The 26,685-nt window shown below is 32.2% G+C and carries 25 protein-coding genes and 1 pseudogene; 6 read left to right on the forward strand and 20 right to left on the reverse strand.

Annotation, left to right across the window (positions count from 1 at the left end; all coding sequences use genetic code 11):
* Positions 1–277: 277 nt before the first annotated feature.
* The 6 genes from AC061C_RS02940 to AC061C_RS02965 all read right to left on the reverse strand — a co-directional run bounded on the left by AC061C_RS02940 (position 278) and on the right by AC061C_RS02965 (position 5,106).
* A complete protein-coding gene (locus AC061C_RS02940) occupies positions 278–973 on the reverse strand; it encodes an ABC transporter ATP-binding protein (RefSeq protein WP_478289961.1) in 696 nt (231 codons plus the stop codon).
* A 198-nt stretch (positions 974–1,171) separates the two neighbouring features.
* The gene (locus AC061C_RS02945; protein ID WP_478289962.1) at positions 1,172–2,641 is read right to left on the reverse strand and encodes a DUF5687 family protein; all 1,470 of its coding nucleotides are present in this window, start codon (positions 2,639–2,641) and stop codon (positions 1,172–1,174) included.
* A gap of 47 nt (positions 2,642–2,688) precedes the next feature.
* Entirely contained in the window at positions 2,689–3,396 is a 708-nt protein-coding gene (locus AC061C_RS02950; protein ID WP_478289963.1) for a hypothetical protein, read from the reverse strand.
* The gene (locus tag AC061C_RS02955) at positions 3,393–4,064 is read right to left on the reverse strand and encodes a hypothetical protein (RefSeq protein WP_478289964.1); all 672 of its coding nucleotides are present in this window, start codon (positions 4,062–4,064) and stop codon (positions 3,393–3,395) included. The genes AC061C_RS02950 and AC061C_RS02955 overlap by 4 nt, the downstream gene beginning before the upstream one ends.
* A 9-nt stretch (positions 4,065–4,073) precedes the next feature.
* Positions 4,074–4,754, reverse strand: coding sequence for a hypothetical protein (locus AC061C_RS02960; RefSeq protein ID WP_478289965.1), 681 nt, complete (start codon positions 4,752–4,754; stop codon positions 4,074–4,076).
* 10 nt (positions 4,755–4,764) lie between these two features.
* The gene (locus tag AC061C_RS02965; protein WP_478289966.1) at positions 4,765–5,106 is read right to left on the reverse strand and encodes a PadR family transcriptional regulator; all 342 of its coding nucleotides are present in this window, start codon (positions 5,104–5,106) and stop codon (positions 4,765–4,767) included.
* A 130-nt stretch (positions 5,107–5,236) separates the two neighbouring features.
* Between AC061C_RS02965 and AC061C_RS02970 the strand changes: the two genes are divergently transcribed.
* Positions 5,237–6,289: a 2Fe-2S iron-sulfur cluster-binding protein gene (locus AC061C_RS02970; protein ID WP_478289967.1), complete on the forward strand. Its 1,053-nt coding sequence runs from the start codon at positions 5,237–5,239 to the stop codon at positions 6,287–6,289.
* A gap of 219 nt (positions 6,290–6,508) precedes the next feature.
* The gene (locus AC061C_RS02975; RefSeq protein ID WP_478289968.1) at positions 6,509–7,150 is read left to right on the forward strand and encodes a hypothetical protein; all 642 of its coding nucleotides are present in this window, start codon (positions 6,509–6,511) and stop codon (positions 7,148–7,150) included.
* Between the two features lie 383 nt (positions 7,151–7,533).
* On the opposite strand, the gene AC061C_RS02980 is transcribed toward AC061C_RS02975, so the two are convergent.
* From AC061C_RS02980 to AC061C_RS02990, 3 genes and pseudogenes are all read right to left on the reverse strand, one after another.
* The gene (locus AC061C_RS02980; RefSeq protein ID WP_478289969.1) at positions 7,534–8,295 is read right to left on the reverse strand and encodes a GLPGLI family protein; all 762 of its coding nucleotides are present in this window, start codon (positions 8,293–8,295) and stop codon (positions 7,534–7,536) included.
* Positions 8,296–8,361: 66 nt separating this feature from the next.
* The gene (locus AC061C_RS02985) at positions 8,362–11,145 is read right to left on the reverse strand and encodes an outer membrane beta-barrel protein (RefSeq protein WP_478289970.1); all 2,784 of its coding nucleotides are present in this window, start codon (positions 11,143–11,145) and stop codon (positions 8,362–8,364) included.
* A gap of 236 nt (positions 11,146–11,381) precedes the next feature.
* A pseudogene (locus AC061C_RS02990) lies at positions 11,382–11,735 on the reverse strand (glycosyltransferase family 9 protein); the annotation flags it as partial.
* 206 nt (positions 11,736–11,941) lie between these two features.
* Here AC061C_RS02990 and AC061C_RS02995 point away from each other — a divergent pair.
* Positions 11,942–12,487: a GNAT family N-acetyltransferase gene (locus tag AC061C_RS02995; RefSeq protein WP_478289971.1), complete on the forward strand. Its 546-nt coding sequence runs from the start codon at positions 11,942–11,944 to the stop codon at positions 12,485–12,487.
* A 378-nt stretch (positions 12,488–12,865) separates the two neighbouring features.
* Here the strand turns inward: AC061C_RS02995 and AC061C_RS03000 are convergent, their stop codons facing one another.
* The 7 genes from AC061C_RS03000 to AC061C_RS03030 all read right to left on the reverse strand — a co-directional run bounded on the left by AC061C_RS03000 (position 12,866) and on the right by AC061C_RS03030 (position 19,662).
* Positions 12,866–13,360, reverse strand: coding sequence for a sterol desaturase family protein (locus AC061C_RS03000; RefSeq protein ID WP_417945530.1), 495 nt, complete (start codon positions 13,358–13,360; stop codon positions 12,866–12,868).
* Entirely contained in the window at positions 13,351–14,001 is a 651-nt protein-coding gene (locus AC061C_RS03005) for a carotenoid biosynthesis protein (RefSeq protein ID WP_478289972.1), read from the reverse strand. The genes AC061C_RS03000 and AC061C_RS03005 overlap by 10 nt, the downstream gene beginning before the upstream one ends.
* Positions 13,994–15,475, reverse strand: coding sequence for a 1-hydroxycarotenoid 3,4-desaturase CrtD (gene crtD / locus AC061C_RS03010; RefSeq protein WP_478289973.1), 1,482 nt, complete (start codon positions 15,473–15,475; stop codon positions 13,994–13,996). Before crtD ends, AC061C_RS03005 begins: the two co-directional genes overlap by 8 nt.
* Before the next feature lie 201 nt (positions 15,476–15,676).
* A complete protein-coding gene (locus AC061C_RS03015; protein ID WP_478289974.1) occupies positions 15,677–16,378 on the reverse strand; it encodes a DUF3291 domain-containing protein in 702 nt (233 codons plus the stop codon).
* Positions 16,379–16,417: 39 nt separating this feature from the next.
* Positions 16,418–17,350, reverse strand: a complete 933-nt coding sequence (locus AC061C_RS03020) for a class I SAM-dependent methyltransferase (protein ID WP_478289975.1) — start codon at positions 17,348–17,350, stop codon at positions 16,418–16,420.
* A 589-nt stretch (positions 17,351–17,939) separates the two neighbouring features.
* Positions 17,940–18,938: a glycosyltransferase family 9 protein gene (locus AC061C_RS03025; protein ID WP_478290034.1), complete on the reverse strand. Its 999-nt coding sequence runs from the start codon at positions 18,936–18,938 to the stop codon at positions 17,940–17,942.
* A gap of 118 nt (positions 18,939–19,056) precedes the next feature.
* Positions 19,057–19,662, reverse strand: coding sequence for a DUF4254 domain-containing protein (locus AC061C_RS03030; RefSeq protein ID WP_478289976.1), 606 nt, complete (start codon positions 19,660–19,662; stop codon positions 19,057–19,059).
* A gap of 86 nt (positions 19,663–19,748) precedes the next feature.
* On the opposite strand from AC061C_RS03030, the gene upp reads away from it, so the two are divergent.
* Entirely contained in the window at positions 19,749–20,402 is a 654-nt protein-coding gene (gene upp / locus AC061C_RS03035) for a uracil phosphoribosyltransferase (RefSeq protein ID WP_478289977.1), read from the forward strand.
* Here upp and AC061C_RS03040 read toward each other — a convergent pair.
* Positions 20,397–21,326, reverse strand: coding sequence for a DUF6427 family protein (locus AC061C_RS03040; RefSeq protein ID WP_478289978.1), 930 nt, complete (start codon positions 21,324–21,326; stop codon positions 20,397–20,399). The two genes, upp and AC061C_RS03040, sit on opposite strands and share 6 nt — an antisense overlap.
* A gap of 141 nt (positions 21,327–21,467) precedes the next feature.
* On the opposite strand from AC061C_RS03040, the gene AC061C_RS03045 reads away from it, so the two are divergent.
* Positions 21,468–21,698 (forward strand): DUF6341 family protein, encoded by a 231-nt coding sequence (locus tag AC061C_RS03045; protein ID WP_309758189.1) that lies wholly within the window; start codon positions 21,468–21,470, stop codon positions 21,696–21,698.
* A gap of 31 nt (positions 21,699–21,729) precedes the next feature.
* Here AC061C_RS03045 and purD read toward each other — a convergent pair whose 3' ends face one another.
* Positions 21,730–23,004, reverse strand: a complete 1,275-nt coding sequence (gene purD, locus AC061C_RS03050) for a phosphoribosylamine--glycine ligase (protein ID WP_478289979.1) — start codon at positions 23,002–23,004, stop codon at positions 21,730–21,732.
* A 152-nt stretch (positions 23,005–23,156) separates the two neighbouring features.
* Between purD and AC061C_RS03055 the strand changes: the two genes are divergently transcribed.
* Positions 23,157–24,467 carry a phenylacetate--CoA ligase family protein gene (locus AC061C_RS03055; RefSeq protein ID WP_478289980.1) on the forward strand — a complete coding sequence of 437 codons (1,311 nt, stop codon included), beginning with the start codon at positions 23,157–23,159 and terminating at the stop codon, positions 24,465–24,467.
* On the opposite strand, the gene AC061C_RS03060 is transcribed toward AC061C_RS03055, so the two are convergent.
* Entirely contained in the window at positions 24,459–25,232 is a 774-nt protein-coding gene (locus AC061C_RS03060) for a glycosyltransferase family 2 protein (protein ID WP_478289981.1), read from the reverse strand. The genes AC061C_RS03055 and AC061C_RS03060 overlap by 9 nt on opposite strands.
* A gap of 1 nt (position 25,233) precedes the next feature.
* Positions 25,234–26,586, reverse strand: coding sequence for an exopolysaccharide biosynthesis polyprenyl glycosylphosphotransferase (locus AC061C_RS03065; RefSeq protein ID WP_478289982.1), 1,353 nt, complete (start codon positions 26,584–26,586; stop codon positions 25,234–25,236).
* Positions 26,587–26,685 lie beyond the last annotated feature (99 nt).

Genomic DNA, 26,685 nt, shown 5'->3' on the forward strand with positions numbered 1-26,685 from the left:
ACGTTTCTTTTTGGTATCGTGAAAATTATCGAGGTTTATTTGAGTCTTTCGAGTGCATGAGGGATGGAAGCGGCATCCTTTATTTTCTTTCTTTAAGAAAATAAAGATACAGCGTACAGCCCGACCCGAAGTTGCGAGGAGGAACGACGAAGCAATGACGCAGGGTCATGCCCAAAATAAACTTTTGGGTAGAAAATCTAAAAAGAAACCGCAAATTCACTACTTACACACTACTAAAGTTTATAATTAGCGAATTTGTGGTTGCCTTATATAATGTTTAAACCGCAAAAAACAATTCTAGTTCTTTTAAGGTTTCTGGTGAAGTTTGAATATCCTTGACCACTTCGCCTTTGTGCATGGCTACAATCCTGTCGCTTACCTCAACGGTGTGCTGCAAATCGTGGCTAGAAACGAGTACGGTAACCTCCGGATTATCCGCTAAATCCTTGATGATTTTTTTTAATCTAAATTGTGTGGTTGGGTCTAAATTAGCAAACGGTTCGTCTAGAATAATAACTTCTGGATTCCCGATTAAAGTGGCGATGATGCCCACTTTTTTCTGGTTTCCTTTGGACAAATCGCGTAAATATTTTTTGTTTTTTAGGATTTCGCCGTTGAAAAATTCTTCGTGCGTGGCCAATAAAGCATCGACATCAGCTTTGTTTTGTCCGCGTAAATCGCCAATGAAATAAAAATATTCTTCGGGTGTCAAATACCCAATCAGGAAACTTTCGTCTAGGAATGATGCGGTGAAGGGTTTCCATGCTTCGCTGGTATTTACTTGTACGCCGTTGTTGACAATGTTTCCCGTTGATGGCTGAATTAGATCCAGTAAAAGGCTGAAAAAAGTAGTTTTTCCTGCGCCGTTATTGCCTACTAAGCCAAAGCTTTGGCCTTTTTTAATTTCTAAAGTATCTATTTTTAATACGGTTGTTCCGTTGTATGTTTTTGAAAGATTGTTTACTTGTATCATTTTTTGAAGTTTAATCGTTTAACTGGTTATTTGGTTATTTGAGGCAAAAGCTTTTGAAAAATTGAAAATATTTTTTTTAAACCATTAAGGGATTAAAAAAAATTAAAGCCTATTGAATCGTACTATTTTAATCGTTTTCCTTTTGAAAGTCTAAATAGGACTTAAAGCGTTTGTCTTGATGGTTACTCTAATTGTTATTTATCCTTTTTGTTTGTACGCCGCAATGGTCGCGTATTTCTCTGATTTATAGATTTTTTCAATCACGGAGAATGCTTTTTCTTTGAAGGCAAATCCAATTACTCCTATCCCTGCTACTAGCGCTAAGCCTATGTTTGGATTTCCAAATTTTGAACCCAACCAATATAGTAAAACTGGCAAAGCCAACTGTGGAATAGAAATCAACATCGTTTTTATATTGAATGCTTTTTTGTCACCAAAGGCACCTTTTCCAGAACTCAAATCGATGGGTGTTTTTGTGTACGCGCCACCCAATAAAACCAAATGAGAATTGACTCCGATGTTATAAATGGCACCCACGATAATGGTCAAATACACCTGTACCCCAAAGTAAAGATAGAAGGAAGCAATGGTTGTAGTAACAATTGTAGCGATAACCATGAGCCACCATTTTGAACTCAAGTAGCCTTTGTACGGAATATTTTGTGTCATCATGAGTTGGTAATACGAACTATCCCAACTTGGTACAAATTGTCCGAAAGTGATTAAGAATCCACCGGAAACTATAATCCCACCCAAAATTTGCATTGCAGGACTGCTGTACATAGGAATTCCATTGGTAAAGAAAAGCAAACCGTAAACAAGAAACATAACGCTAAGTCCAACCGTAGTTTTAGAACGTTTGTTTCTTTTGATTAATTTAATGTCATTTTTCAAGAAGGTTCCTATGGTTCCAAATTGGTTCAACCAAGTCAAGTCCTCTGTTTTAGCAACATCATGTTTACTGGACAATCCCGCATCCAGATATAAATTCTTTTTGAAATACTGGAAAGTAACAACATACAAACCAACAAGTGCCATAACTGGTATTGCAAAAGCCCAATACGTATTGAAAATGGCATTGAAAAATGGCGCAGTATAATCGGTAATATTAAAAAATCCGTAATAGTGTAAGCCTGCTAAAACAGCGGCTATTGCTAGGAAAATACCAAATAAATTGTCTTTGTTACTTAAAATAATATTAATGAAGTTGTTGATGTACAACAGCGAATATAAGGCTAGAAACCAAAGCACAACAGCTACGGCATCATACCCTTCGATCAGCAGCACAACACAAAATGGAATTAGAAAAAAACCATGAACGAGATTAAAGAAAGATAAAATGGTTTTTCCCAAAGAGAAATGTACAATTGTCGCTTTTTTAATTGGGAAAACTAGCATGGGACGAATGTTCAGCACTGGGATTTTTTGCAGTAGCAATCGGATGATTAAATCGATTAGTACGTAATAAATCATAAATTTATTTACTGTAGCAATTGGGTCTAAATTTTCTTTCTTTAGAATGTAAAAAACACCTATTCCTAATGCTAAGAAAATCAGAATAAAATAAATGGCAACAAAACCCATCAGGATTTTTAAAGCTAAATTAGTGGCAAACGATGCCGATCTAATAAATGCTTTCCATTCGAGATAGAGGAATTTTTGAATCATAATATGGTTATTTGGTTTGCTAGTAAGTAACTCAAAGTGGGAAAACGTTACACGTTTTCTAATTTATATTCGGGATAGGTAGCTTCCAGGTATTGTGTGGCTTTGGAGGGGATTATTTTGAAAATGATGAAAAGAAATAGGCTAAATGATACTAAAAAGAAGCTCAGCCCCAATATCTCGTAATCATTTATTAGATATTCTTCGGGATGATTAAAGATATGTATCATCGTATTGAACGGGATAGTAATAATTGCCGAAATACTTCCGTAATTGTGGATAACCTCCTTAAATAACCAAAGTTTCTCTCCGCTTTTTTTTCTGTTTTTGGTGGTTTTGTGATTTTTGTACAATTCATAAAACATAGTGATGAACAATAAAAGGTATGTTCCCATGAAAATATATTCCCTATAAACACTAAACTTTAAAACAATAAATAAAGCTAAGGTTATGGCTATTGTCAATACAATTTTTGGAACGCCAAAAAAATCTTTAAAATACTGCCAAACAATTTTGTAGTACTTTTTGTTTAGCACCGCTCGTCGTTTATAAAGTACGTCCATAAAACCAAAAACTCCAAATTTTTTAAACTCGATATTTAAAGCTTCGTCAAAAGTAAGTTTTGGACTCAGTTCTATTTGCGCTTCAATGGCATTCGCAAGATGATCTACAAGCTCTGATTGCAAGTCATAATATTCTACATTATGCCGGCGGGTAAAAAGGTAGAGCTGATCTATTTGTTCGGTGGTTAGTTTCATGGTTTGGTAAAGGATAATTTTTTTTCAAATTGAAAATGTTTGTATGCCAATTGAAGGTAAATTCCTGTGATTAAAACATATGTTATTGCAAAAAAAATAGATACAAAAGCAATTTTAGCATCTGGATGATTTAATAGTACTGGATATAAACCAATTCCTATCATAAAAAGAAAGATGAGTAGACCAAAGCTTTTTTTCTTCATCAAATAACTATAGGTAGTTTGGTGTTTTGATTTCCAAATTAAACCCCAAGCCAAAATAACCAAACAAAATTCGACTAGAACAAATGACCTCAAGGCTACTTGAATATTTGTTTGAACTGATCCGTAACTTGAATTTCTAACAAATACCACTAATGTGAACGTAACCAAAGAAGAAATTGAAATTGCAGTAAATAATTGCCTTTTTACTATTTTATGACATTTGATAGTCATTATTCGTGGATTTGTAAAACCTATTAATCCAGAAAAGGTTGGCTTTAATTCTGGTTTCCATTTTTTAAAAACTTCATCGAAAGCAACTTCAAAAGAACTCGTTTCATTATCTATTTTTTCTTCTATTTCCGAAGCTATATGGTCGGTAATCTCAAGTTTTATGTCTTCATATATGAGACCGTTTAAAACCAAAGTTTCTTCAATTTGGGCTATTTGTTCGTTAGTTAGTTTCATAAAATAAGATTAAACTAATTTTAATTTTTTTACGATTTTTAAATGTTTATTAGCCATCACTAATTGAAAGAAAGAGTACACAAATGGACTACATAATAGTATACAACCTACTACATTTCGAAAAAAAGAATTACTAGCATCATAATGCTTTAATGGATCGTTATAAATGTTAAACTGAAAACAAAATAAAAAAACGAGCCAACCCCTGAAAAGAAATAACCTTCCGTACATAGTTTTAATTGTAGATCTCCAAATTAAGAACATACTTATACTGGTACATATCATCAATATGGAGTAAGCTCCTTGTAAAGCTAAACTTATTGCTTTAAAGGTTTCTTTTTGAAATGTATTTGAAACTATAAAAGCCAGTAGAAACCCAAAAACAAGAACTGAAAAAAATATATTTAAAGTTTCTCTTTTAGAATAAGCGACTAATTTGTCAATTACAAATCGAGGTGCTTTAAAGATAGCTCCTAACCAAGCATAACTTGAAGAAATTTCTAATGCACTTTTCCATTTCTCAAAAACTGATTTGTAAACAATTTCGAATGAAATTTCTTCATTACTCAGTCTCTCCTCAATCTCTGAGGCTATGTGGTCTAATAATTCTAATCTGACATCTTGATAAACAAGACCATTTAAAACTAAGGTTTCTTCTATTTGGGCTATTTGTTGGTTGGTTAATTTCATTTTCAAAAAATTAAAATTCTAAACTAGGTTTTGGGCTTACTAAACTCTGCATGTTTCGTATGAAATCTTCTAGCTCTGAGAGTCGGTTTACGGTTTCAGTGGTTCCTTTCTCCGTGAGTTTGTAGTATTTACGCATGCGGTTGTCTACTTTCTCCATTTCTACATCCAGAATTCCTTCGGCCTCGAGTTTGTGAAGCGCAGGATACAAAGCGCCTTCGGTAATGTTAAGCTCGCCTAGCGTTATGGCTTTTACTTTCTGAGTGATTTCATAACCGTACATCTTGCCGTTTTCCTCCAGTAATTTCATGATTATGGTGTTCAAACTCCCCTTGTATAATTGTGAATTTTTCATTGCAGTACTATTTTGAGAAACAAATATACATAAGATTCTTATACATAACACTTCTAGGTATGTAAATTTTTCAAACGCTTTAATTTAAGAAACCTATTGACTTTAGTATATTTGCAAAAAAAATAGTCCCATGTCATCCTTTTTAAAACTTATCATAAAAGAAGTAAAACCCGAAACCAAAGACGCGGTTTCTATACTTTTTAATGTTCCTCAAGAACTAAAAGCAAACTATGCTTTTATTGCTGGACAATACCTGAACTTAAAATTAACTCTCGACGGTCAAGAAATTCGCCGTGCCTATTCTATTTGCTCTTCACCAGATAGTGGAGAATTACGAATTGCCGTAAAAGCAGTTCCTAGTGGTGCTTTTTCTCAGTTTGCAAAAACAAAACTTAAAGCCGGAGATGTACTTGAAGTAGGAACGCCAGAGGGAAAATTTACCTTTGAACCTCAGGCTGAACGCCAAAAAAACTATGCGGCATTTGCAGCCGGAAGCGGAATTACACCTATAATGTCTATCCTAAAATCAGTATTGAAAAACGAACCAAAGAGTTCTTTTGTATTGGTTTACGGAAACAAAACACCCGAAGAAACCATCTTTCATCAAGAATTACACGATTTGCAATTGCAATATGTAGGACGCCTATTTGTACATTATGTTTTCAGTCAAGCCAAAGTAGAGCCTGCTTTGTTTGGTCGCATCGAAAAATCGACCGTGAATTTTGTTTTAAATAACAAACACAAAGAGCTTGACTTTGATAAGTTCTATTTGTGTGGACCCGAGGAAATGATCAATATTGTTTCAGGCGTTTTGAAGGAACACAACGTCAAGGAATCTAATATTAAATTCGAATTATTTGCTACTTCTACCAAAGAAAACGCAATCGAAAAATCATTAGGCGGCCATTCAAAAATCACCATCATGGTAGATGACGAGGAAACGACTTTTGAAATGTCACAAAAACAAACTGTTCTTGATGCCGCTCTAAAACAAGGTATTGATGCGCCGTATTCCTGCCAAGGCGGAATTTGCAGCAGCTGCCTAGCACGTGTTACCTCTGGAACAGCTGAGATGTCTAAAAATTCTATCCTTACTGATAAAGAAATTGCCGATGGTTTGATTCTGACTTGTCAAGCGCATCCAACATCAGAAAGTATTTATGTAGATTATGATGATGTTTAGGAAATAACTTAAATGATAAAAAAACTTCTCTGAAAAGGGAAGTTTTTTTGTTTTAGATATATTTTTACACCCTTGCTACTAAAAAAATTAATAAAGAACTTAAATCACTTCTTTTTATTTATATTGCTCAATAATATGATAGAATCAAAATTGAATAATTTTGAACTGCACTAATTCTAAAAAATATTTTGTTAGTAAAGACTAATTAAATAATTATTAATGAAAAAACACTTCTGCATCCTAGCCATTTTTTTTTCAATTACTTTAAGTTTTTGTCAAGCAAAAAAAAGCATTTACTATAATGAAAATCTTGAGGAAATTTCAAAATCTGATTATTATAAACAAATTAATAATTTCAAAAATTTAGATTTACAATTTGAAAATGACACGCAGAAAACATTTTTTTTGATTACTCGAAAAAACTATGGACAACTTAATGATGATGATTTTAATAATTTAAAAAAGTCACTTTCATCAGAAAAAGAATTAAACAATGATCTTATCGTAATTGTATATTATCCTGGAATGGATGGTTGCAATGGATCAAAAAGTACATCTCAATGGAATATATTTGATAATGATTACTTAAGAAAACTTAATAGAATAAGCAACAACAGTCATTTCTGGATTTATAAAGATGATGAAAACCTAAAATATTATCACCCGAATAAAGTAAAATGGGAAAAGGATAAGAATCAATTAGTAGAAAATTTATTTTTTACATTACATTATCCTTGTTTTAGTGGTGTAGTCATAGATAGAAGCGGAAAATATATTTCTTATTTTGGAGAGTTCGGAAAAAATCAAATTTGGGAATTGAGCAAAGAACTAAAAAACAATATAGTAGACACAGAAAAATAATCGCTTGAAACATTTATAGTTTCTTAGATTTCAATTAAAATATATGAATGTTTTAAATATAAAAAACTAAATCAGCGCAATCACTTCAAACCTTTAAACATGTTTTTGATTATATCGATAATATATTTTAAAGAAATTAATAGAGGTTAATGGGAAATTGTAAATGTTAATTAGTCCATTTAAATAAATTTAATTGATTTTTTAACATTCTCAAGCCGTTAATAGCCTTGACGTTACAACCAAAAATTGAAAAAGTATTCATACTATCTAAAATCTTTTCTAAAACCATTCCTAATCAACACTTTTCATATTGATTAAACTGAAGTAGCGTAACTTTTACAATATTGTGAGCAATTGCAATATGCGATTTAGAATTTATAACATTACAAAAAAGCATTCCACAAAAACAGGTTTTTTTGTCTTTTATTCTCTTCCTTGTCTTCCCCGTACGTATACCAGTCTTTAGTTTTTTCTTCAATAAAAGTTTTTAGGCCCTTTAAATCGTACGTTTTTTTGGCAATTGTTGGTTTTATTGCCGCAGTGTCACTAATTTTTAAATCTATTTTAGTAGCCATAAACGAAGTATACAGTCTTGGAATCGAAAGCCCTAAAATCATGCCCGGTAAGCCATTTATAGAGCATGGACCGCCAGAAATAATAATGTCATCCGTATAAAAAGCAAATACATAGACGTCATCATAAATTTTACCTACGGCTTTTCGGCAATTGTAGCCCGCTATTTCTCTGTGTTCATTTGTTATTTTCCACCGTATATTTGGTATGCTATCTTCCACCACAAAATTAGTTCCTACAATTTGTTTTTGCATGTTCATTTTGTTTGTAGTAAAATCAAAATACCAAGCGTCTTCTTCGTCTGCCTCTTTTTGTTGTTTTGGTATTCTAGTTTTTGGACTCCATCTATCAAATTTGTAAATGCTTTTATTGTTTTCAAAGCTATAGGTGTAATAGGATATTTTCAAGTCAGACATGTTGTCTTTTATCATCTCATCCCAACTGTCATTACTCATCGTTTTTTTTAGATTAGTACTAACTTCGTATTCAATTACTGCCTTGTTTACAAATTGTTGCGCAAAACTGCTGGTGGCGCACAATGCTATGGCGAAATAAAAATATAGTGTTTTCATGAGTCTTATTGTTTTTGTACGTTAAATCAAATTGGATTAAAGAGTGCTCTTAAAAGTAGAACCTACTTATTTTTTTTCGACACCATTTTTATTTTTAAAATTCCATGTAAAACCAATCATACCGTAACGTTTGAGTCGATCATTACGCTCTTCGCCAATAGTATTTTCATATATAAACCTATTGATTCCTATGTTTTGATTCAAAATGTCACGCACCATCACGTAAGCTGTAAATTCATCATTTTTAAAAGTACGTTGTAACCTTGCGTTCCACAACTGATTGGTGAGCTGATCCTGAAAATCAACTGTTTTTTGACGAACATACAAATTATAATCTGTCGAAATTTTCCATTTTTCTCTAAAATAAAACCCAATATCTAATCCCAAATTATTGGTGTTAAAAGATTTAACTTCATTATTTTGAGAGGTACTGTTGCGACTATTAGAAAAGGTGTTGTTCAAGTTGATATCATATTTTTTTTCTTTAGACTTACTTAAATACACCGAAAAATTAGAATTCAAATTGTTCGAATTGTTGATTTGGCCATTGATACTATTTACTGATCTGTTGAAATTTGCCGATGGACTAACGTTTACATACATGTCTAATTTCTTCAATTTAATGCCATAACCCATATACAAATTAGCTGAAAAATTTCCATTTGTATTTATTGGAGTGGTTACTGTTTTTGCACTTTCTGGGTCAATATCCCTATTGAAAGATATCAAATTAGAAGTCGTTCTAAAAGATATACTTTGGTAAAAATTAGTTTCAGTCAAAATACTATAACTATTGTTCGAGATATTAAAACTATTTGTAAAAGACTGTTTTAGATCTGGATTTCCAACCACTTGATTGAAAAAATCCTGATTGTTTCGCAACGGTTGTAACTGATCTATGGTGGGCTGTTTAGTAGCTCCTTGATAATTGAATCGTAAATTACTATTACTTTTATACTTGTACGAAAAATTTGCCGACGGGAAAAAATTAGTAAAACTCCTATTGTACTCCTTGCTTTGCGTTAGATCTTGTAAATTAAACGAGGTAAAACCAAATCCACTACCAAAACTGTAATTAATTTTTTTGGCATTGTAACTCAATTTAATTACTGGTTTGTGCGTTGTAATGTTTTGTTTGAACTGGTTAGAAAGAGAATCGACTACCATATCATACCGGCCGCTACTATCTGAGAAATCATAGGTAATAAAGTTACTATTACCACTATTGTTATTAATTTGATAGGACAGTTGCAAAGCCATTTTTTTACCTAAAGGTTCGGTATAAGCAGTGTTTACCGTAAAATTTTGAGTGTTTTTTTCGCCTACTTTATTTTGATCTACTTCATTTCTAAAGGCAAAAAGACCACCTTCATAGCTTTCGTTAGCTGATTTCAAGAAATTATTGGCATTGGTATTAAGCGTATTCCAGCTACTGTTTATAGATAATGTTCTGCGGGGTTTAACAAATTTATGTTTAAACAAAACGCTGGCCGAAAGCGCTGCTTTATCTGAATTAGTAGTAAACAAACGCTCTTGTTTGTTTCGCAACAAGCCATCGCTGCCAATGGTACTGCCCGTAGTAAACTCATCACTGTCAGCAGTGTAAAAATTTGTTTTGGTAGTAATTTTTAGAGTGTTTACAGTGTCAATTTTCACATCATAAACGGCATTCAGTTTAAAATTATCTCTATTAACATGGCTTACAGTAGCACTGTTTTGATTCAATTGTGTATCCCCTACTTGTGTTTGCGTACTTCTGCTGCTGTTGTTTTGATAGTTTTGTCTGTTGTATTTAGGAGACAAATTCAAAGTATGCTTGTCGTTCCATTTGTTACTATATTGCACGCCTGCATTGGTGTTTTTTATAAATCCATTTTGTGTGTCTACATTTGGCTCTTCGTCATTATTCCCTCCAGTCCATTCGTAATTTACATTTCCATCATCATCCATGCTCATACTCACATTACCATCACCACCACCAAACTTATCATTGTCTTGCCAGCTCAATCCATCTTGCCCGGTATTTCCATTTAATAAAAATGCAGACAGTTTTCTTTTTCCTTTAAAACTACTGAGTAAAACATTACTATTGTATCGCGGATCCGATTCTGCAGTTGGCTGACTGGCGCCATCAATTTTACCAAAATAACCTTTCTTTTTATCTTCTTTTAGACGCAGATTGATTGTTTTTTTTGTTTCACCATCGTCAATTCCGGTGAACTCAGCTTGGTCGCTTTTTTTATTAAAAACTTGTACTTCTTTGATTGCATCGGCACGTAAATTTTTTACTGCCATACCTGGATCATCACCAAAAAATTCTTCACCATCTACCAATACCTTCGTTACGGTTTCACCCATGGCTTTGATTGTACCATTTTTATCAACCTGAATGCCAGGTAGTTTTTTCAATAATTCCTCTACGTTAGCGTTAGCATCTACTTGAAAATCACTAGCTCTGTAACTTGTGGTGTCTCCTTTTATTTTGATAGAACCAGTTTTTATCACGACCTCTCGCAACAACTCCATTTTGCTCAACAAGTTGATATTTCCTAAATTTTTATCAGCATCAGTTACAGTTATATCTTCTAAATAATCTGCATATTGATTGTGGGATGTCATAAAAATATAACTGCCTGGTTTTATGTTTTTCAACAAAAATTTCCCGTCTTTATCCGAACGTGTAAACTGGTATAACACAGAATCTACCGGTGTTAGTAAAGCCACAACGGAATTATAAATTGGTGTTTTTTCACTTCCGGCGGTTAAAACTCCCGAGAGCTTATTTTTTTGTGAAAAAGCAGAAAAAGAAAATAAGAACAAAAATGCAAATGATACTGTAATTTTTGACATAAAGCGTTGCTCGATTTGGTTATGCAGCTGGTTAAACATTAATTCTAAAAATAAACAGCTAATTCAAAGTCAAGAATTACGTACTGTTGCATTTATTAAAATGAAATATAAAACCGTCAAAAATAGTATTATTCTCACTATACCCTAATGTCCAATTGTTATTAATGTGTTAAAGTTAGCATTTTCTTACCAATACGCATGGGCTAAATAACGTTTTCTAGACACAATTAATTGATTTAAATCACAATAGCATTTACAATCGCCTCAACGGGAATGGTTCGCATAGGCTCTTGATAACATACCACTTTTTTATTCCCATATACCGAAGTGGGTATTTTTGGAAATTGATTTATATCGGAAACCAACGCATTTTCCATTGGTTGATTAAAGGGTGAAAACCCAGCATACGGATGTGTGGCTCCCCAAAGAGTGATGACTTTTACACCAAGCATGGCCGCAATATGTGCATTCCCGGAATCCATAGACAACACTACGTCTAGGTTACTAATTAGCTGTAATTCTTGTTACAATTGGAGTTTTCCCGCAATATTGATGACGTTATTTCTATTAGAAGCAAGCGCATCCAACATCAGAAAGCATTTATGTAGATTATGATGATGTGTAAGAACAGTTTATAAGATAACGAAGCTTCTCTAAAAAGGGAGGTTTTTTTACCTTAGTGAAGTTGGGATTTTTAGTATATTACTAAAATAATGGTATGTTAAAATCTAAGCTTTTAAAAATCCTGAAAGGTAAGATCGTATATTTAATACCTTGATTATCTTACATTAAAAACATGAAAATTAATACTATTGAAATTGAACAACTGGTTACTAAAAATTTAGTACTTAAACCTTTTACAATTCCATTTTGTCAAAACATTTTAAACAATGATTTTAGTGATTTAGAAAAATGGAACTATCAAAAAGGGAAAAGTTGGCCAGACATGGATGTTTTAGAAACGTTACCTAGAATTATTAAAAATTTAACCAAAGTAGGCTATCCAACAGGTTTTGAATCTTGGATGGTAATCAAAAAAGACACAAAGGAAATAATTGGAGATGTAGGATTTAAAGGATTTAACGATAAAGACGAAAATGTTGATATTGGATATGGCATCATCAAGGAAGAAAGACAAAAAGGTTTTGCAGAAGAAGCAGTGCGAGAAATAATAAAATGGGCTTTCTCCAACGAAAAAATAAAAGAAATTACAGCAAATTGTTTGTCTTCAAATAGTAGTTCAATAAATCTTCTAAATAAATTTAATTTCACTACGATATCCGTTGAAAATGAGATGATATATTGGAAGTTGGTCAACAAAAATTATAAAAAATCGAACTAAAATTACTTCAAACGACATTTTTACTTTGTTTCATTTTAGGCTTACTTTAAAATTATCTCATCCTTAAATATCGAATAACCGAAAAAATTTAGCATCAACTTTTTCTAAGTTGCTAAAAACTTAGAAAAATAAATTTACAATTGAAACAATTCAAATTTTAATGATTTTTTAAAAAAATATTGAAAAAAATTAATTCAGATTAGAACATTGATACATACAGTTCATAAAAATTAAATATCTTAATGGTTCAAACAGTATTTTGTTTTGAATTTTTGAACCATTAATAGAATTCCTTTTAATTAAGTCTAAGAGATTCTTAATGGTTCCAATAAGCATATAGTCCTAGCTGAATTGAATTTTTTACATTATTGATTTTTGCTAAGAACTCTTTACTTTATTTTGTCGTTTTTTTGATGTACTAATTTGCGACTCTTTAAAATATTTCGATGGTACAATCAACATTCCAAAAACTTCCCCATGTTCTTTTCCTAAATGCTTGTGGTGAATTTTATGTGCTTTTCGTAATGCTAATAAATAAAAATTATTGCTGTTTCTAAACCATTTAAAGCGTTGGTGTATAAAAACGTCGTGCATCAAAAAATAAAAAAGACCATAAACAGCAATGCCAATCCCTATACAGACTACAAAATAATATGCATTCATAAGTCCCAACATTATACATAACCAACTTGGTATAGCAAAAATTAGAAAAAAAATGTCGTTTTTTTCAAAAAAACCAGGTTCATGTTGATGGTGATCTTTATGAAAGTACCACATTATCCCATGCATAATAAATTTGTGTGTAAACCAAGCCATAAATTCCATAAAAAAGAAAGTGGCAATAACTGTCAAAAAATAAAAAACTATTTCCATATCATAAAATTGAAGATTCCAAAAAACATAAACTGTAAAATTAATAAATAAGGCGCTAAATTATTTTTCGATTCGCCTTTATAATAGGCAATTGCATAACAAAAAATAAAAGAAATAATAAACCATGCTATATAGTTTTTGATAGGAACTATGGTTTCATTCCAGCTCCAGAAATTATATTGTATGGCCACTGGTTCTATTAAAATATCTAGAAGTACTAACAAACATGCTGATGCAAAAGCTATTCCTAGATTACTTTTTATTTTATTTTCAATACTGTAAACAACTGAACAAGTGAGTAATATCCAATTGACGCCAATAATAAGCGGTGTTTCAAGAAATTTCCATCCTAAAGTTGTTTTGTATACATAGTTGCCAAAAATGAGTCCGGTATTTACCCCTATTGCTTCTATAAAAAATCCAGCAACTGCAATAATCAAAAAAACTATAGCCTGTTTATTAGTTCCGTTTTGATGATTTAAAAATAGTAACGCAACATTAATCACTAAATTTAGCGGTGTCAATGATAGAAAATCTATTGTTTGATTATTGGTTAATATTCCTATTACACCCGAAATATAAAATGCGATCAATATAATAATCGATACTTTAAGTTTTAATGAGGCATAATTATTAAACATGATTAGTGGCGATTTTGGCACTCATTAAACAAAGCGGAATTCCGCCTCCAGGGTGAACACTTCCACCTACAAAATATAATCCTTTGATTTTATTTTTAAAATTTGGATGCCTTAAAAACGCTGCAAATTTAGAGTTACTCGATGTGCCGTACAGAGAACCCTGGAAGGAAGATGTATTGGCTTCAATAGATCGAGGATCTAGAATTTCTTCGTTCTCTATTAGGTCTTCTAATTTAATATTAAGTTGTTTATTAATTTTTGAAATAATATTTTGCTTTGTTTTGCTTACTAATTCATCCCAGTTTTGTCCATTATTAGCTGGAGCGTTTACCATTACAAACCAGTTTTCGGAACCAATTGGGGCATCGTCTTTTGCTAATTTTGACGAAATATTAATATATACCGTTGGATCAGCAAATATTGTTTTTTTATCAAAAATACATTCAAATTCTTCCTTATAATTATCTGAGAAAAATATGTTGTGTAAATCTAATTCTGGGAATTGTTTTTTTATACCCCAATAAAAAATGATAGCTGAACTTGAACGCTCTTGTGATAAAGTTTTTTTTGGTGCTTTTATTTTTGGTAATAATTTATTGTACGTAAAATAGACGTCCATATTACTAAATACCAAATCAGCATCTATAGTGCTATTGTTTACTTTGACTCCCGTGACTTTTTTTTGTAAAGTATCAACAAGTATTTCTTCAACTGGACTGTTGTAAACAAAATTAACTCCAATATCTTCTGCTAATTTTACTAAAGATGTGGTAATACTGTTCATACCTTCTGTTGGAAAAAAGGTTCCGACATTATATTCGTAATGAGGGATAATCCCCATAATCCCCGGAGTTTTATATGGATTTGAACCATTATATGTTGCATATCTGTCAAAAAGCTGAACTAATTTTGGATGTTTTAAATCTTTTAAATTAGCTTGATGCAACGATTTGTTTATGTCTAATCTATTGATTTTAAAAATTGCTTTTAGTGTTTTTAGATTAAGAAAGTTCTTTATTTGGTGCAAACTTTGCTCCAAAAATAAGTCTCCTATCGTTTCATTTATAAACCGTGCTTTAGTTAACTTTTTTTTAATAACTACTGGTGAAACATTAAAGGTATCGCTTACTTTTTTAGAAAACTTTTCAATATCACTGTCAGCTTCTAGCCTGGTCCCATCATCCCAAAAATAATTACATGATTTATCGTGCTTGATATATTTAAAGTAATTTCTAGGATCTTTTCCAGCTAATTGAAATAATTCATCAACAAAATTTGGCATTGTAAATAGTGACGGTCCTGCATCAAAACGATAATTTCCTAATTTAAATGTAGAAAGTTTACCACCTGGATAGTGATTTTTTTCATAAACCGTAACGTTAAAGCCCTTTTGTTGCAAACGAATAGCGCTTGCAATTCCAGCAATTCCAGAACCAACAACTATGGCATTTAAATTATTGCTTATTGATTTCACTTATTGTTTAATTTATTTGCAAATATATTAAACAAATTTAGAATTATGTGCCATACACCCTATTTTTATAATATACTTTTAACGGCTAAATTTTATAATTTTTTCAAAAAAAAATGATGTTATCTGCCGCTGCTTGTTTTCAATACTGTTTATTTTTTTTAACTTTAATTCAAACAGATACCATCGATTCCTATTACTAATTTAGTAAAATTCAGCAGCATCTTTGCCATCCCATTTCCCTTCAAATTTATAAGGCACAAATCGAGCAAACATTTCTTCTTTATACCAATTCAGTTTTCTAGTAAGCATAACAACTTCTCGATGTTTTGGATTTTTATAGGCATAATCAAGCATTTCTTTTTGTGTTTTCCAGATGCTTATGGTTGCCTGCTGTATCAATGGCCATTCACCTACGCCAATTGATAAAACCAGTCCATCATAACTTTCTAAACTTTGACTTACTGATCCTACTTTGCTCCAAAAAGACCACAGTTTTCGTAATCTTATACTAGCTCTCGTCAATACTATTACGGGTTTATCTGGGTCTAAATTTACATTTTTATGAAAAGGTTGTATTCCGTCCCACAAACCATGGGCTTCTGCAGAATTAAGGTAAACGGTAAACTGTTCGTTGCTTCGTTTTTTGTACGCTAAAAAGAAAGGGTGTTGCTTAAAAAAGTTTTCAGCGCTACTCTCCGAGTCCCAGATACAAAAAAGTACATAAGTCCCAAAATTAGGAACTGCGCTAAAACCATTTTTTGCACCTGAGCCCAATAATTTATAAAAAGTGAGACCTGTAACGTTTTTTAACTTATTATGTCCAAGTTGCATTTGTGTAAAAGCCCACCATTTATTCGAAAATGTATCCACCTTAAAAAAGGTACTTGTAGTTATTTGACTCACGAAATGAAATATTAATTGAATTTTATTTTTTTGAAAACATTACTTTTTTTCAAGAATTATAATTTGTATTCCCATTGGAATAACTTTTTCGAATAGAAAAAAAGGAAAACTGATAATTTTTAAAAATACTAAGTGCCAAAATCTACCTTCCATTGAACTAGACCAATCTATATTCTTTTTCTCCATTTTTCCAAGCCACCATAGTGTAAACGCATCTAAAGTGCCATATCTTGTATGTTTAACAATAGACCATTTATCTGGTGTGAAAAGTTGACGAAACCCTTCTTTTGAAAAAAGTGTAAGATGTCTGGGACTATGCCAGCCCTGCCAAAACTGCTTTTGTCTTTTAGCTAAAATAGTATTATAATCGGGTACTTCTATTATTAATTTACCCCTAGGGTTTAAGCAACAAAATAATTTTTCAATGGTTTCTTGTAAATTATAATCATGTTCTAGATAGTGCCAAAGCGTAATAACATCAAATTTCTGGTTTGGATTAAAATTAGCTATTGAACTTTTAAAAAGACTTAAATTTTCAAAATTATTATCTTTCCATCCATTATCAGAAAAATCTATTCCAGTACAATCAGCATGTAAATTTTTTTGGATGGCATTTAAAAAACTTGGATTACCACAACCCACATCCAGAATAGAAAATGATTTTTTATTTTTTGTGTTATTTGCAACAACTTTTACTCTTTTTAAATCTAAATTTTGTTGACTTTTTGTAACAAATAACTTGTATTTCCCCCAAGCTGCAGCACCTTTGTAAGGAAGATAATTATTTGTATAATAATTATTTAAATCACTTTCTTGGACGGGATTTGATAAGAAAACACTTTGGCACAAGACGCATTTTTTAAATTCATAGCGCTCATTATTTAGTTCATGCATTAATGCATTAGTCGTTATATAACTTACATTGTTTTTACCGCTACAAACGGGACAATTAATTATTTTAATTTCATTCATTAATCAATAGAATATTTTTTTGTTGGGGATACAAAAAGCAAAAAAACAACAACTTCAAGCTGCATTTTATTTTTATTGAACACAAAGCTACGTTTTATAAATTCCTTACTGCAATTTGGTGTTCCCTTTTTTGAATAATTACAAATCAAATTATTAATACGCAGCAAAAATATAAAATCGAAAAAATCCTCTGGTCTTGCTGTTTTTTCTCGATTTTCTATTATTGTTCAGCACCCATCTCTTGAATTTTTAGATTAGTTCAATTGTAATGGTTATTGTTTGATGTATTTATTTGTGTGTTTTTATGTTGCCCCAAAAAACAGGACCAGTTTTAAGACTAATATAAATAGGAATAAAAATCTTATAGTAACATTAATAGGTAAAGAGCAAAAAGAACCTTCGGAAAAAATTATGCATTAGTTCAATCTGATCTTTTGGGATATAAAAACAATCGTCAGATTTTTTTTAGAATTATTTCGGTCAGACAAATAGAACTAATAAGAATACATTTCGGAAAAATGGGTTTGAAATTAAAGCCTTAAATTTAAATCGAAAGTAACAAACAGGATTGATTCTTTCCTCGCAAAGATTACAAAATACGACGGACTATATCTTTCACAGCAATCGTTCGCATAGCCTCTTGATAACCTGCAACTTTTTTATTCCCATATACCGAAGTGGGTATTTTTGGAAATTGATTTCTATCAGAAACCAACGCATTTTCCATTGGTTGATTAAAGGGTGAAAACCCAGCATACGGATGTGTGGCTCCCCAAAGCGTGATGACTTTTACACCTAGCATGGCCGCAATATGTGCATTCCCAGAATCCATCGAAAGCATCACATCTAGATTACTGATGAGCTGTAATTCTTGTTGCAGTTTGAGTTTTCCCGCCATATTGATGACGTTTTTTTTATTAGCAGCAAGCGAATCCAGAATTTCAATTTCTTTTGTTCCACCGCCAAAAAGCAGAATGGTATTGGTTGTATCTAAAGCCAATTGATCGATCACTTCCTGCATTAGATCTAAAGGATACACTTTAGAATCATATTGTGCAAAAGGTGCGATTCCTATTAATTTCTGATTTTTTTCTCCAATTATCGCTAGAATTTCTGGGTTCAAAATTGCTTTTTCAGGGAAATCTGGCTGAGACAAATCAACTGTAAAACCCAGCTCTTTAAACACTTTGATATGCCGTTCAAACATGGTGGGAAGTTGCTTGAACACTTTATTTTTGGGTTGGGTCAATGCTTTTTTTGCTGCTCTTCCTTTATCCACTGTGGCATTTTTTTTTCCGCTCAGGGCAAAAAGCGTTCGAACAACCTTAGAACGCAACACATTGTGTAAATCGGCGAAAGCATCAATTTCTAATTCTTTCAAATCCTGAAACAAACGCAACAATCCAAGAAAACCTTTGTGCCGTTCTTTTTCATCGAAAGCAAAAAAAGTAAGATTGGGAATTACGTCAAAAAATGGTTTGAAAAAAGGTCTGGATACGACCGTGATTTTCACTTGAGGATGCTGCTTTACAAAAGCGCGTAAAACAGGAACCGTCATAGCGACATCTCCCATTGCAGAAAGTCTCATGACGGCTATATGTTTGATAGTAGTTGACAATTAATTTTTGTTTAAAACCATTAAGGTATTAAGATTCATTAAGTTTTTCTTAATTTTCTTAACACCTTAATGGTTCAAAATATCTTATTTACTTCTTGTTCTGATACAAAACAGGATTTAATTCATCATCGTTGTACATTTTCATTTGTTTGTACACTTTCATGAATTTATCTCCGTTTGCAATGTCTGTAAGCAAATCGTCAATAGCTGTAGACAGGTCAGTTCTTTGCTCTAATAAAATATTCAACTTTACTTGGCATTTATCTCTGTGCTCTTGTGAGGCCTCATCACGATTAGCTTCTTCTTGCATGTGATAAATTTTCAAAGCTAGAATTGACAATCGGTCAAAAGCCCAAGCCGGACTTTCTGAATTAATTTTTGCGTTGTCTTTTACTACTACATGGCTGTATTTTTGTAAAAAATAACTATCGGTATACTCTACCATATCCGTACGTTCTTGGTTAGAAGCATCTATTCTTCTTTTCAAGGTTAAGGCCGCAACAGGGTCAATATTTGGATCCCGAATAATGTCCTCAAAATGCCATTGAACAGTGTCAATCCAGTTTTTGTGGTATAACAAATGTTCGAATTTATCCTTTGGGAAAGGATTATTTATGGGCTGATCTACGTTATCAAACTGATGATAATCTTTGATGCTTTGCTCAAATACAGAGTAGGCTAATTTTGAAAACATATCTTTATATATTAAAAGACAAAGATACTTTTTATACTTTTATACCATAAAAAAATACTCAGAAGTTTAATTACAAAAATAAAACCATGCACATTCATTATTTATCAGAGGAGAACAGCGTCTTAAATCATTTTTTAGGACAAATAAGAAATGTTGATGTTCACACTGACAGCATGCGTTTCCGAAGAAATATTGAACGTATCGGTGAAATAATGGCGTATGAATTGAGTAAAAAGTTACACTACAAAAATATAGAAATACAAACACCATTAGGAATAAAAAAAACAACTGAAATACAAGATCAATTGCTTTTGTGTTCTATTTTACGTGCCGGCTTACCATTGCACATGGGCTTTTTAAATTATTTTGACAATGCTGAAAATGGTTTTGTTTCTGCGTACAGACACCATCCTAATAATGATGATTACTTTGATATTTTAGTTCAATACCAAGCTATTGCAGATTTAAATGGGAAAAATTTATTAATAGTAGATCCCATGCTTGCCACGGGACAATCTATTGTGGCAGTATACAATAAATTGATGGAGAGAGGGATGCCAAAAGAAATTCATATTGCGGTTGTAATTGCTGCTCCAGAGGGTATTGCTTATCTCAAACAGCACTTACCAGAACACTGCCATCTTTGGGTAGCTTCCCTAGATGATAAACTAAATGAACACAGCTATATTGTACCTGGCTTAGGCGATGCAGGCGATTTAGCCTACGGCCAAAAATTATAATTGAGAGAAAAAAGCAAAAAGACTACAGGCAATAAGCACAAAAAGTACCATCTCCTGTTTTAATTTTTCTTGAGGGATTTCTATATGACTTGTAGCCATCATTGCTAAAGGCGCAACAGTAAAAAGCAACAAGTCATTGCTTTTATTGGCCGAAATTACAAAAACTGCTGCCCCAATAAAGAAAAAAGCAATGATTTTTTTGAATGAAGTATGAAGTATTTGCGGTCTATTCGACAATGTTGCAAACATAGACACTAAAAAAAACAAGGCGATTGTTGCGTAAATGGACAAAGCTCCGTTTTGATAATTATTCGTAAAATAATCGATATTCAAATTGATTTGTACGCTATTTACAATGTAATCGACAAAATCAAGTTTAAAAACGGTTGCAAACAACATAAAGAGAATTACCGCAACGAAAAAAGCAATAAACGGTAGAATCCAATTTCTATAATCTCTTGAAACATGGAAAATTATAGATATAAAAACTAAAAAGATAAAAATAATACTCCAAAAATGAAACAAAGTAGCTAGAAAAATCCACAATGAAGCATCAAATATTTTTTCTTTAGAGGCTTTCAAAGATTGCAAAGAAATTAGTCTGCGGAGCGCTAATAAAACAAAGAAATTAGACAACAACAGGTTTAAATTATCTAACACCGAAGGAAAAAATAACAGGAACAACAAGTAAAATAAAATAGTGTAACTGCTGTCTTTACTTAATCCGTTTTTCTTGACAATAAAATTTGTGATAAAAACGGAAGCTATTATTACGCAAAACAAAACACCCTTTTTCGACAGTTGTAAAAAGGAATTCAGCCAAGATAAATCTTGAAAATGGTATATAGAAAAGAAAACCAGTATTAAAATTACGACCAATGAAAAATTTAATGGTGTAGATTTTCTAAAAACACTTGTTATCATACGGATATTTTATACTTTTGTGATCGTAAATATAATACTTGTTTAAAAAGGAAACCTTGCAAGTTGTAAAACTTTCTTTTAAAACTTTTTTACAACTTCATTTTTCTCAAAAAACGATTAATTAAATTAATTTTATACATTATGAAAGCATTTTTCGAAGGAATTCAATACTTATTTGTAAATATTTTATTCGCTCCATTAGACTTTTTACGTTCATTAGAGTTGTCATCTTGGTTTGCTGCCAATACTATCAATTGGATTTTCATGATTATTTGTGCTTCGGCAATGGTATATTGGATCAAGCAATTGAAAATTTTTGAAGATGCTGGGACTGAAAAACAAGATACTACCGCTCACTCTTTTTTTAAATAAGATCTGCTAAAACCTGTGGGAATTGATTGCTTTATTTAAGATCGTTTCCTATGTCTTTTCTAAAATACATCTTATCAAAATGTAGCTTGTCTATGTTTTGGTAAGATTTTTTTATGGCTTCTTCAAAATCATTCCCATAAGAAGTTACTGCTAAAACTCGTCCGCCATTTGAGACTACATTTCCGTTATCTAATTTAGTTCCGGCGTGAAAAACAATCGAATCTTTAACGGTTTCTAATCCTGAAATTACCTTCTCTTTTTCAAAATCCTCTGGATATCCTCCTGATACAACCATAACTGTAGTAGCACTTCTTTCATCAATTTCCAAATTAATTTCGTCGAGTTTTTCATTGGCCACAGCCAAAAACAATTCGACTAAATCCGTTTTCAATCTTGGAATCACGACTTCGGTCTCTGGATCGCCCATTCTCACATTGTATTCAATTACAATTGGTTCGTTATTGACATTGATCAATCCTATAAAAACAAACCCTTTGTATGGAATTCCGTCTTTCTGGAAACCATCAATAGTAGGTTTTACAATACGAGTCTCTATTTTTTCCATCAAAACCGCATCTACATAAGGAACTGGTGAAACCGCACCCATTCCGCCTGTATTTAATCCTGTGTCTCCATCGCCAATGCGTTTGTAATCTTTAGCAGTTGGTAATATTTTGTAGTTTTTACCATCGGTAAGGACAAAACAACTTAATTCAATTCCGTCTAGAAATTCCTCAATAACCACTTTTGAACTGGCTTCTCCAAATTTTTGATGTACGAGCATGTTTCTCAATTCTTCTTTGGCTTCTGCCAAATCTTGAATAATCAATACGCCTTTTCCAGCGGCTAACCCGTCTGCTTTCAATACATAAGGTGGCTGCAGTGTTTCCAAGAATTTACATCCGTTTTCTACGGTTTCTGCTGTAAAACTATCGTAGGCAGCAGTAGGGATGTTGTGTTTGATTAGAAATTCCTTTGCAAATTCTTTACTCCCTTCTAGTTGCGCACCCATTTTTGACGGACCAATAACTGGAATATCAGATAATGCGACATCGTTTAAAAAGAAGTCATAAATCCCCTTTACCAAAGGGTCTTCTGGACCTACAACCACCATGGTTACTTTTTCCTGAATAACAAATGCTTTTATAGCTTCAAAATCGGTTACGCTCATAGGAACATTAGTCGCTATGGCAGCGGTACCAGCATTTCCTGGTGCTACAAAAAGAGTATCACAAAGTGGACTCTGAATCATTTTCCAAGCAAAAGCGTGTTCTCTTCCTCCAGAACCCAATAGTAAAATAGTCATGTGTAGTTGTGTTTAGTTGTGTAGCCGCCTAATGGAGGATGGTGCAAAAATAATTGCTTTTGGACTCATAAAATAATTAAATGTCAAAAAATTGCCAGTTCACCATTATTAGTGGGGAGTAAATATTATTTTTGGTAAAATATGCTTTCACAATGTTTCTACTTTTTGACGTATCGCTTCATCTAAACGGATTCCCAATTCAGGAAGCTAAAGCTGAATTGCGGAAAATAGTAACCTTTAACGAAAGTGAGCACACTGCGTTTATAAATCATAAAAAAAAAGAAATTGTTGATTTTCATTTGCAAAATAATCCTTTTTACAAAGAATTAGTTGGTACAACCATAAACTTAAATTGGGAGGATTTACCCGTTTTGACAAAAAGTAATTTGCAAAAACCATTGTTAGAACGATTATCTAAAGGCTATAAAGCATCAAATTCTTATGTCAATAAAACATCTGGTTCAAGTGGTACTCCTTTCATTTTTGCCAAAGACAAATACTGTCATGCGCTAACCTGGGCGTCCAATAAATATCGATTTGGTTGGTATGGAATTGATTTTAACTCCTCTTATCAAGCGCGTTTTTATGGTATTCCGATGGATTTTATCGGAAACAAAAAAGAACGCTTCAAGGATTTTTTGAGCCATCGGTATCGATTTCCGATTTTCGATTTATCAGATGCTATTTTAGAAAAGATGCTGAAAAAATTTCAGTATAAAAAGTTTGATTACATTAATGGTTATACCAGTTCTATTGTTTTATTTGCTAAATTTTTACAAAAGAGAAATATTGTTCTAACAACTATTTGCCCTACGTTAAAAGTTTGTATGGTGACATCTGAAATGCTTTTTGAAGACGATAAAATACTTTTAGAAAAACAGTTTGGCGTTCCTGTTGTAAATGAATACGGAGCTTCGGAACTAGACTTAATTGCATTTCAGAATAAGGAAGGAGAATGGCAAGTAAACTCTGAAACCTTGTTTGTAGAAATTTTGGATGAGAATAATAAAGCGGTTCCAAATGGCTCTTCGGGTCGCATCGTCATTACTTCCTTATACAACAAAGCACATCCATTTATACGATACGACATTGGCGATACTGGGATTCTAGATGAAAAAAGCACACTACAAAAACCGATTCTAAAAAAATTAATAGGACGAACCAATGATATTGCCATTTTACCCAGCGGAAAAACTGCACCTGGATTGACCTTTTATTATGTGACAAAAAGCATCATCGAAGATGATGGAAACGTAAAAGAGTTCACTATAAAACAAACAAAAATTGATACTTTTGAAATTGAATATGTGAGCGAAACCGAATTAAATTTGGCACAAATTAAAAAAATTGAAGCGGCGATTGAATTGTATTTGGAACCTAATTTACTGTTTAATTTCATTAGAAAAAAAACATTGGAACGCAGCAATCGCGGGAAATTAAAACAGTTTACATCTTTAATTTGATTTTTTGATGTACCACGGCTTTATCAGTATTTGCGTGAATAAAAAAACAGCCATGCAGAATAATGATAGAATCCAATTGTGACCATGAAACGTTCTGTAAACGGCAAAATTATGTTGTAATAAACCCATTTTACCAGCCGAAATAGAGTTGTTCCTTACTCTATAAAACGCCAAACTTTCTGGTACGGGACGTATTATTTTTATTTTTTTTAGAATCGTAAGCCAAAGCATCCAATCTTGGCGTTTCCTAGAATGAGAAATAGGAATTTTTCCGTAGAAAGAAACATCATAAATCCCGGTGAGATTGCCTATGTAATTACAAAAAAATAGTTGCCTATACGTAAGCTGCAGTGGTGCCTCCACACGTTTATTGAGCGGCTTTCCTCCTGCATTTATACATTCGTAAAACGAAAAAGTACACGGCAATTGATGCTCTTGTAGGAACTGTAATTGAACTTGCAATTTATGAGGTTTCCATACGTCATCTGCATCCAGGAAAGCAATGTAATTGCCTGCAGCTTGTGTTAAAGCTGTATTTCTAGCAATTCCTGTTCCTGAGTTTACTGGGAGTTTAAAAATACGTATTCGGTTGTCTTGAATTGCAATTGATGTAGCAATATATACGGTATTATCAGTTGAACAATCATCAACTAGAATCAATTCCCAGTGGCTGTGCGTTTGTTGCTGAACTGATGCAATAGCCTCAAGAATATAGTTCTCAGCATTATAACAAGGCATTAGTATTGATACCAGACTGTTTTTCATATCAATATGCTTTTTTATCGCCCCGAATAGTGTTGTAAATTGTCAAAAAAATGATTTTAATATCTAATAAAATCGACCAATTTTCCATGTAAAAGATATCATATTTTACTCTGTTGATAATGTCCTTATCGGTCTCAACTTCACCTCTAAAACCTTTTGTTTGAGCAAGTCCTGTTATGCCTGGTTTTATAAAATGACGCACCATAAATTTATCTACAGTAAGCGCATATTTATGGGTGTGACTCACCATGTGCGGTCTAGGCCCTACAACTGACATTTCGCCTAGTAAAACATTAAAAAACTGCGGCAACTCATCAATACTTGTTTTTCTTATAAACCGACCTACCCTAGTTATTCTACTGTCATTTTTAGAAACCTGATTCAAGTGAGCTTCCGCATTAAGTTCCATAGATCTGAACTTGTAACAAATAAATTCTTTGTAATTTAATCCATTTCTTTTTTGGATAAAAAACAGCGGTCCTTTTGACTCCAATTTAATAAATACGACCAGAATGGGTGTCAACCACGATAGCACTCCTAAAATGATAATTAATGAAAAAACGATATCAAAAACACGCTTAATAACCTTGTTTAAGGTATCATCAAGAAGAATATTTCGCAGTGAGATTACAGGTATGTAATTGTAGTATTCAAATGAAAAATTGCGAGAAATAATTTGTTTTTCGCTGGGAATAAACTTCAGTGTTTTTAAATTATTATCTGCAAAAAAAACAATCTCATTAATTTGGTTTTGATTTAAGTCACTCATAGAGCAATACAATTCATCTATTTGATGCTCTAGTACATAGTCAAAACTTTCCTTTAAAGTTTTAGACTTATTTTTTTCTAGTTCAAAAACACGCTCAAGTTTGTACCCATAATCTGGATTCTCTGTAAAAAAATGTTGTAAAGGATCAGTACTTTTTACAGTGCCTATCAGAATTACTTTTCTAAAGTTCCCACCATATAATAACCTGTATTTTCTTAGAAAATAATAAATAGACAGCTTAACGATTAAAATTAAGAATAGTGCTACAAATGTATAAAAACCAATACTTTGAAAACTTGAATTATCTGATTTGTAAAAAGCTAAGGCAAGACAAAAAAGAGTAAATAATATCCATTGTTTTAAGGCGCAGTTTAGTATAGAAATAACTTTAGTATACCTGTAGACTTCATAAAAACCCAAGTTTGCTGCAATTATAAACCAGCATAAACTTATTATTACAGGATAAAAAGGTGTTTTTACAGGAAAGTCAGTCATGTACCACAACAAGACATTGATTATGAACAAATCAATAGCAAATGAAAATGGACGAATGTAACCAGAATATCTTCCTGTTTTTGTTTTCAATAGGATACAAATTAAAATAGCATGTAAGAACCTAAAACTGTTTCGAATTTTAAAAAAAATTGTTTAAGAGCACTTCTTTCATTTGGTAACAAATAAAAG

The organism is Flavobacterium sp. GNP010 (genome assembly GCF_056428945.1).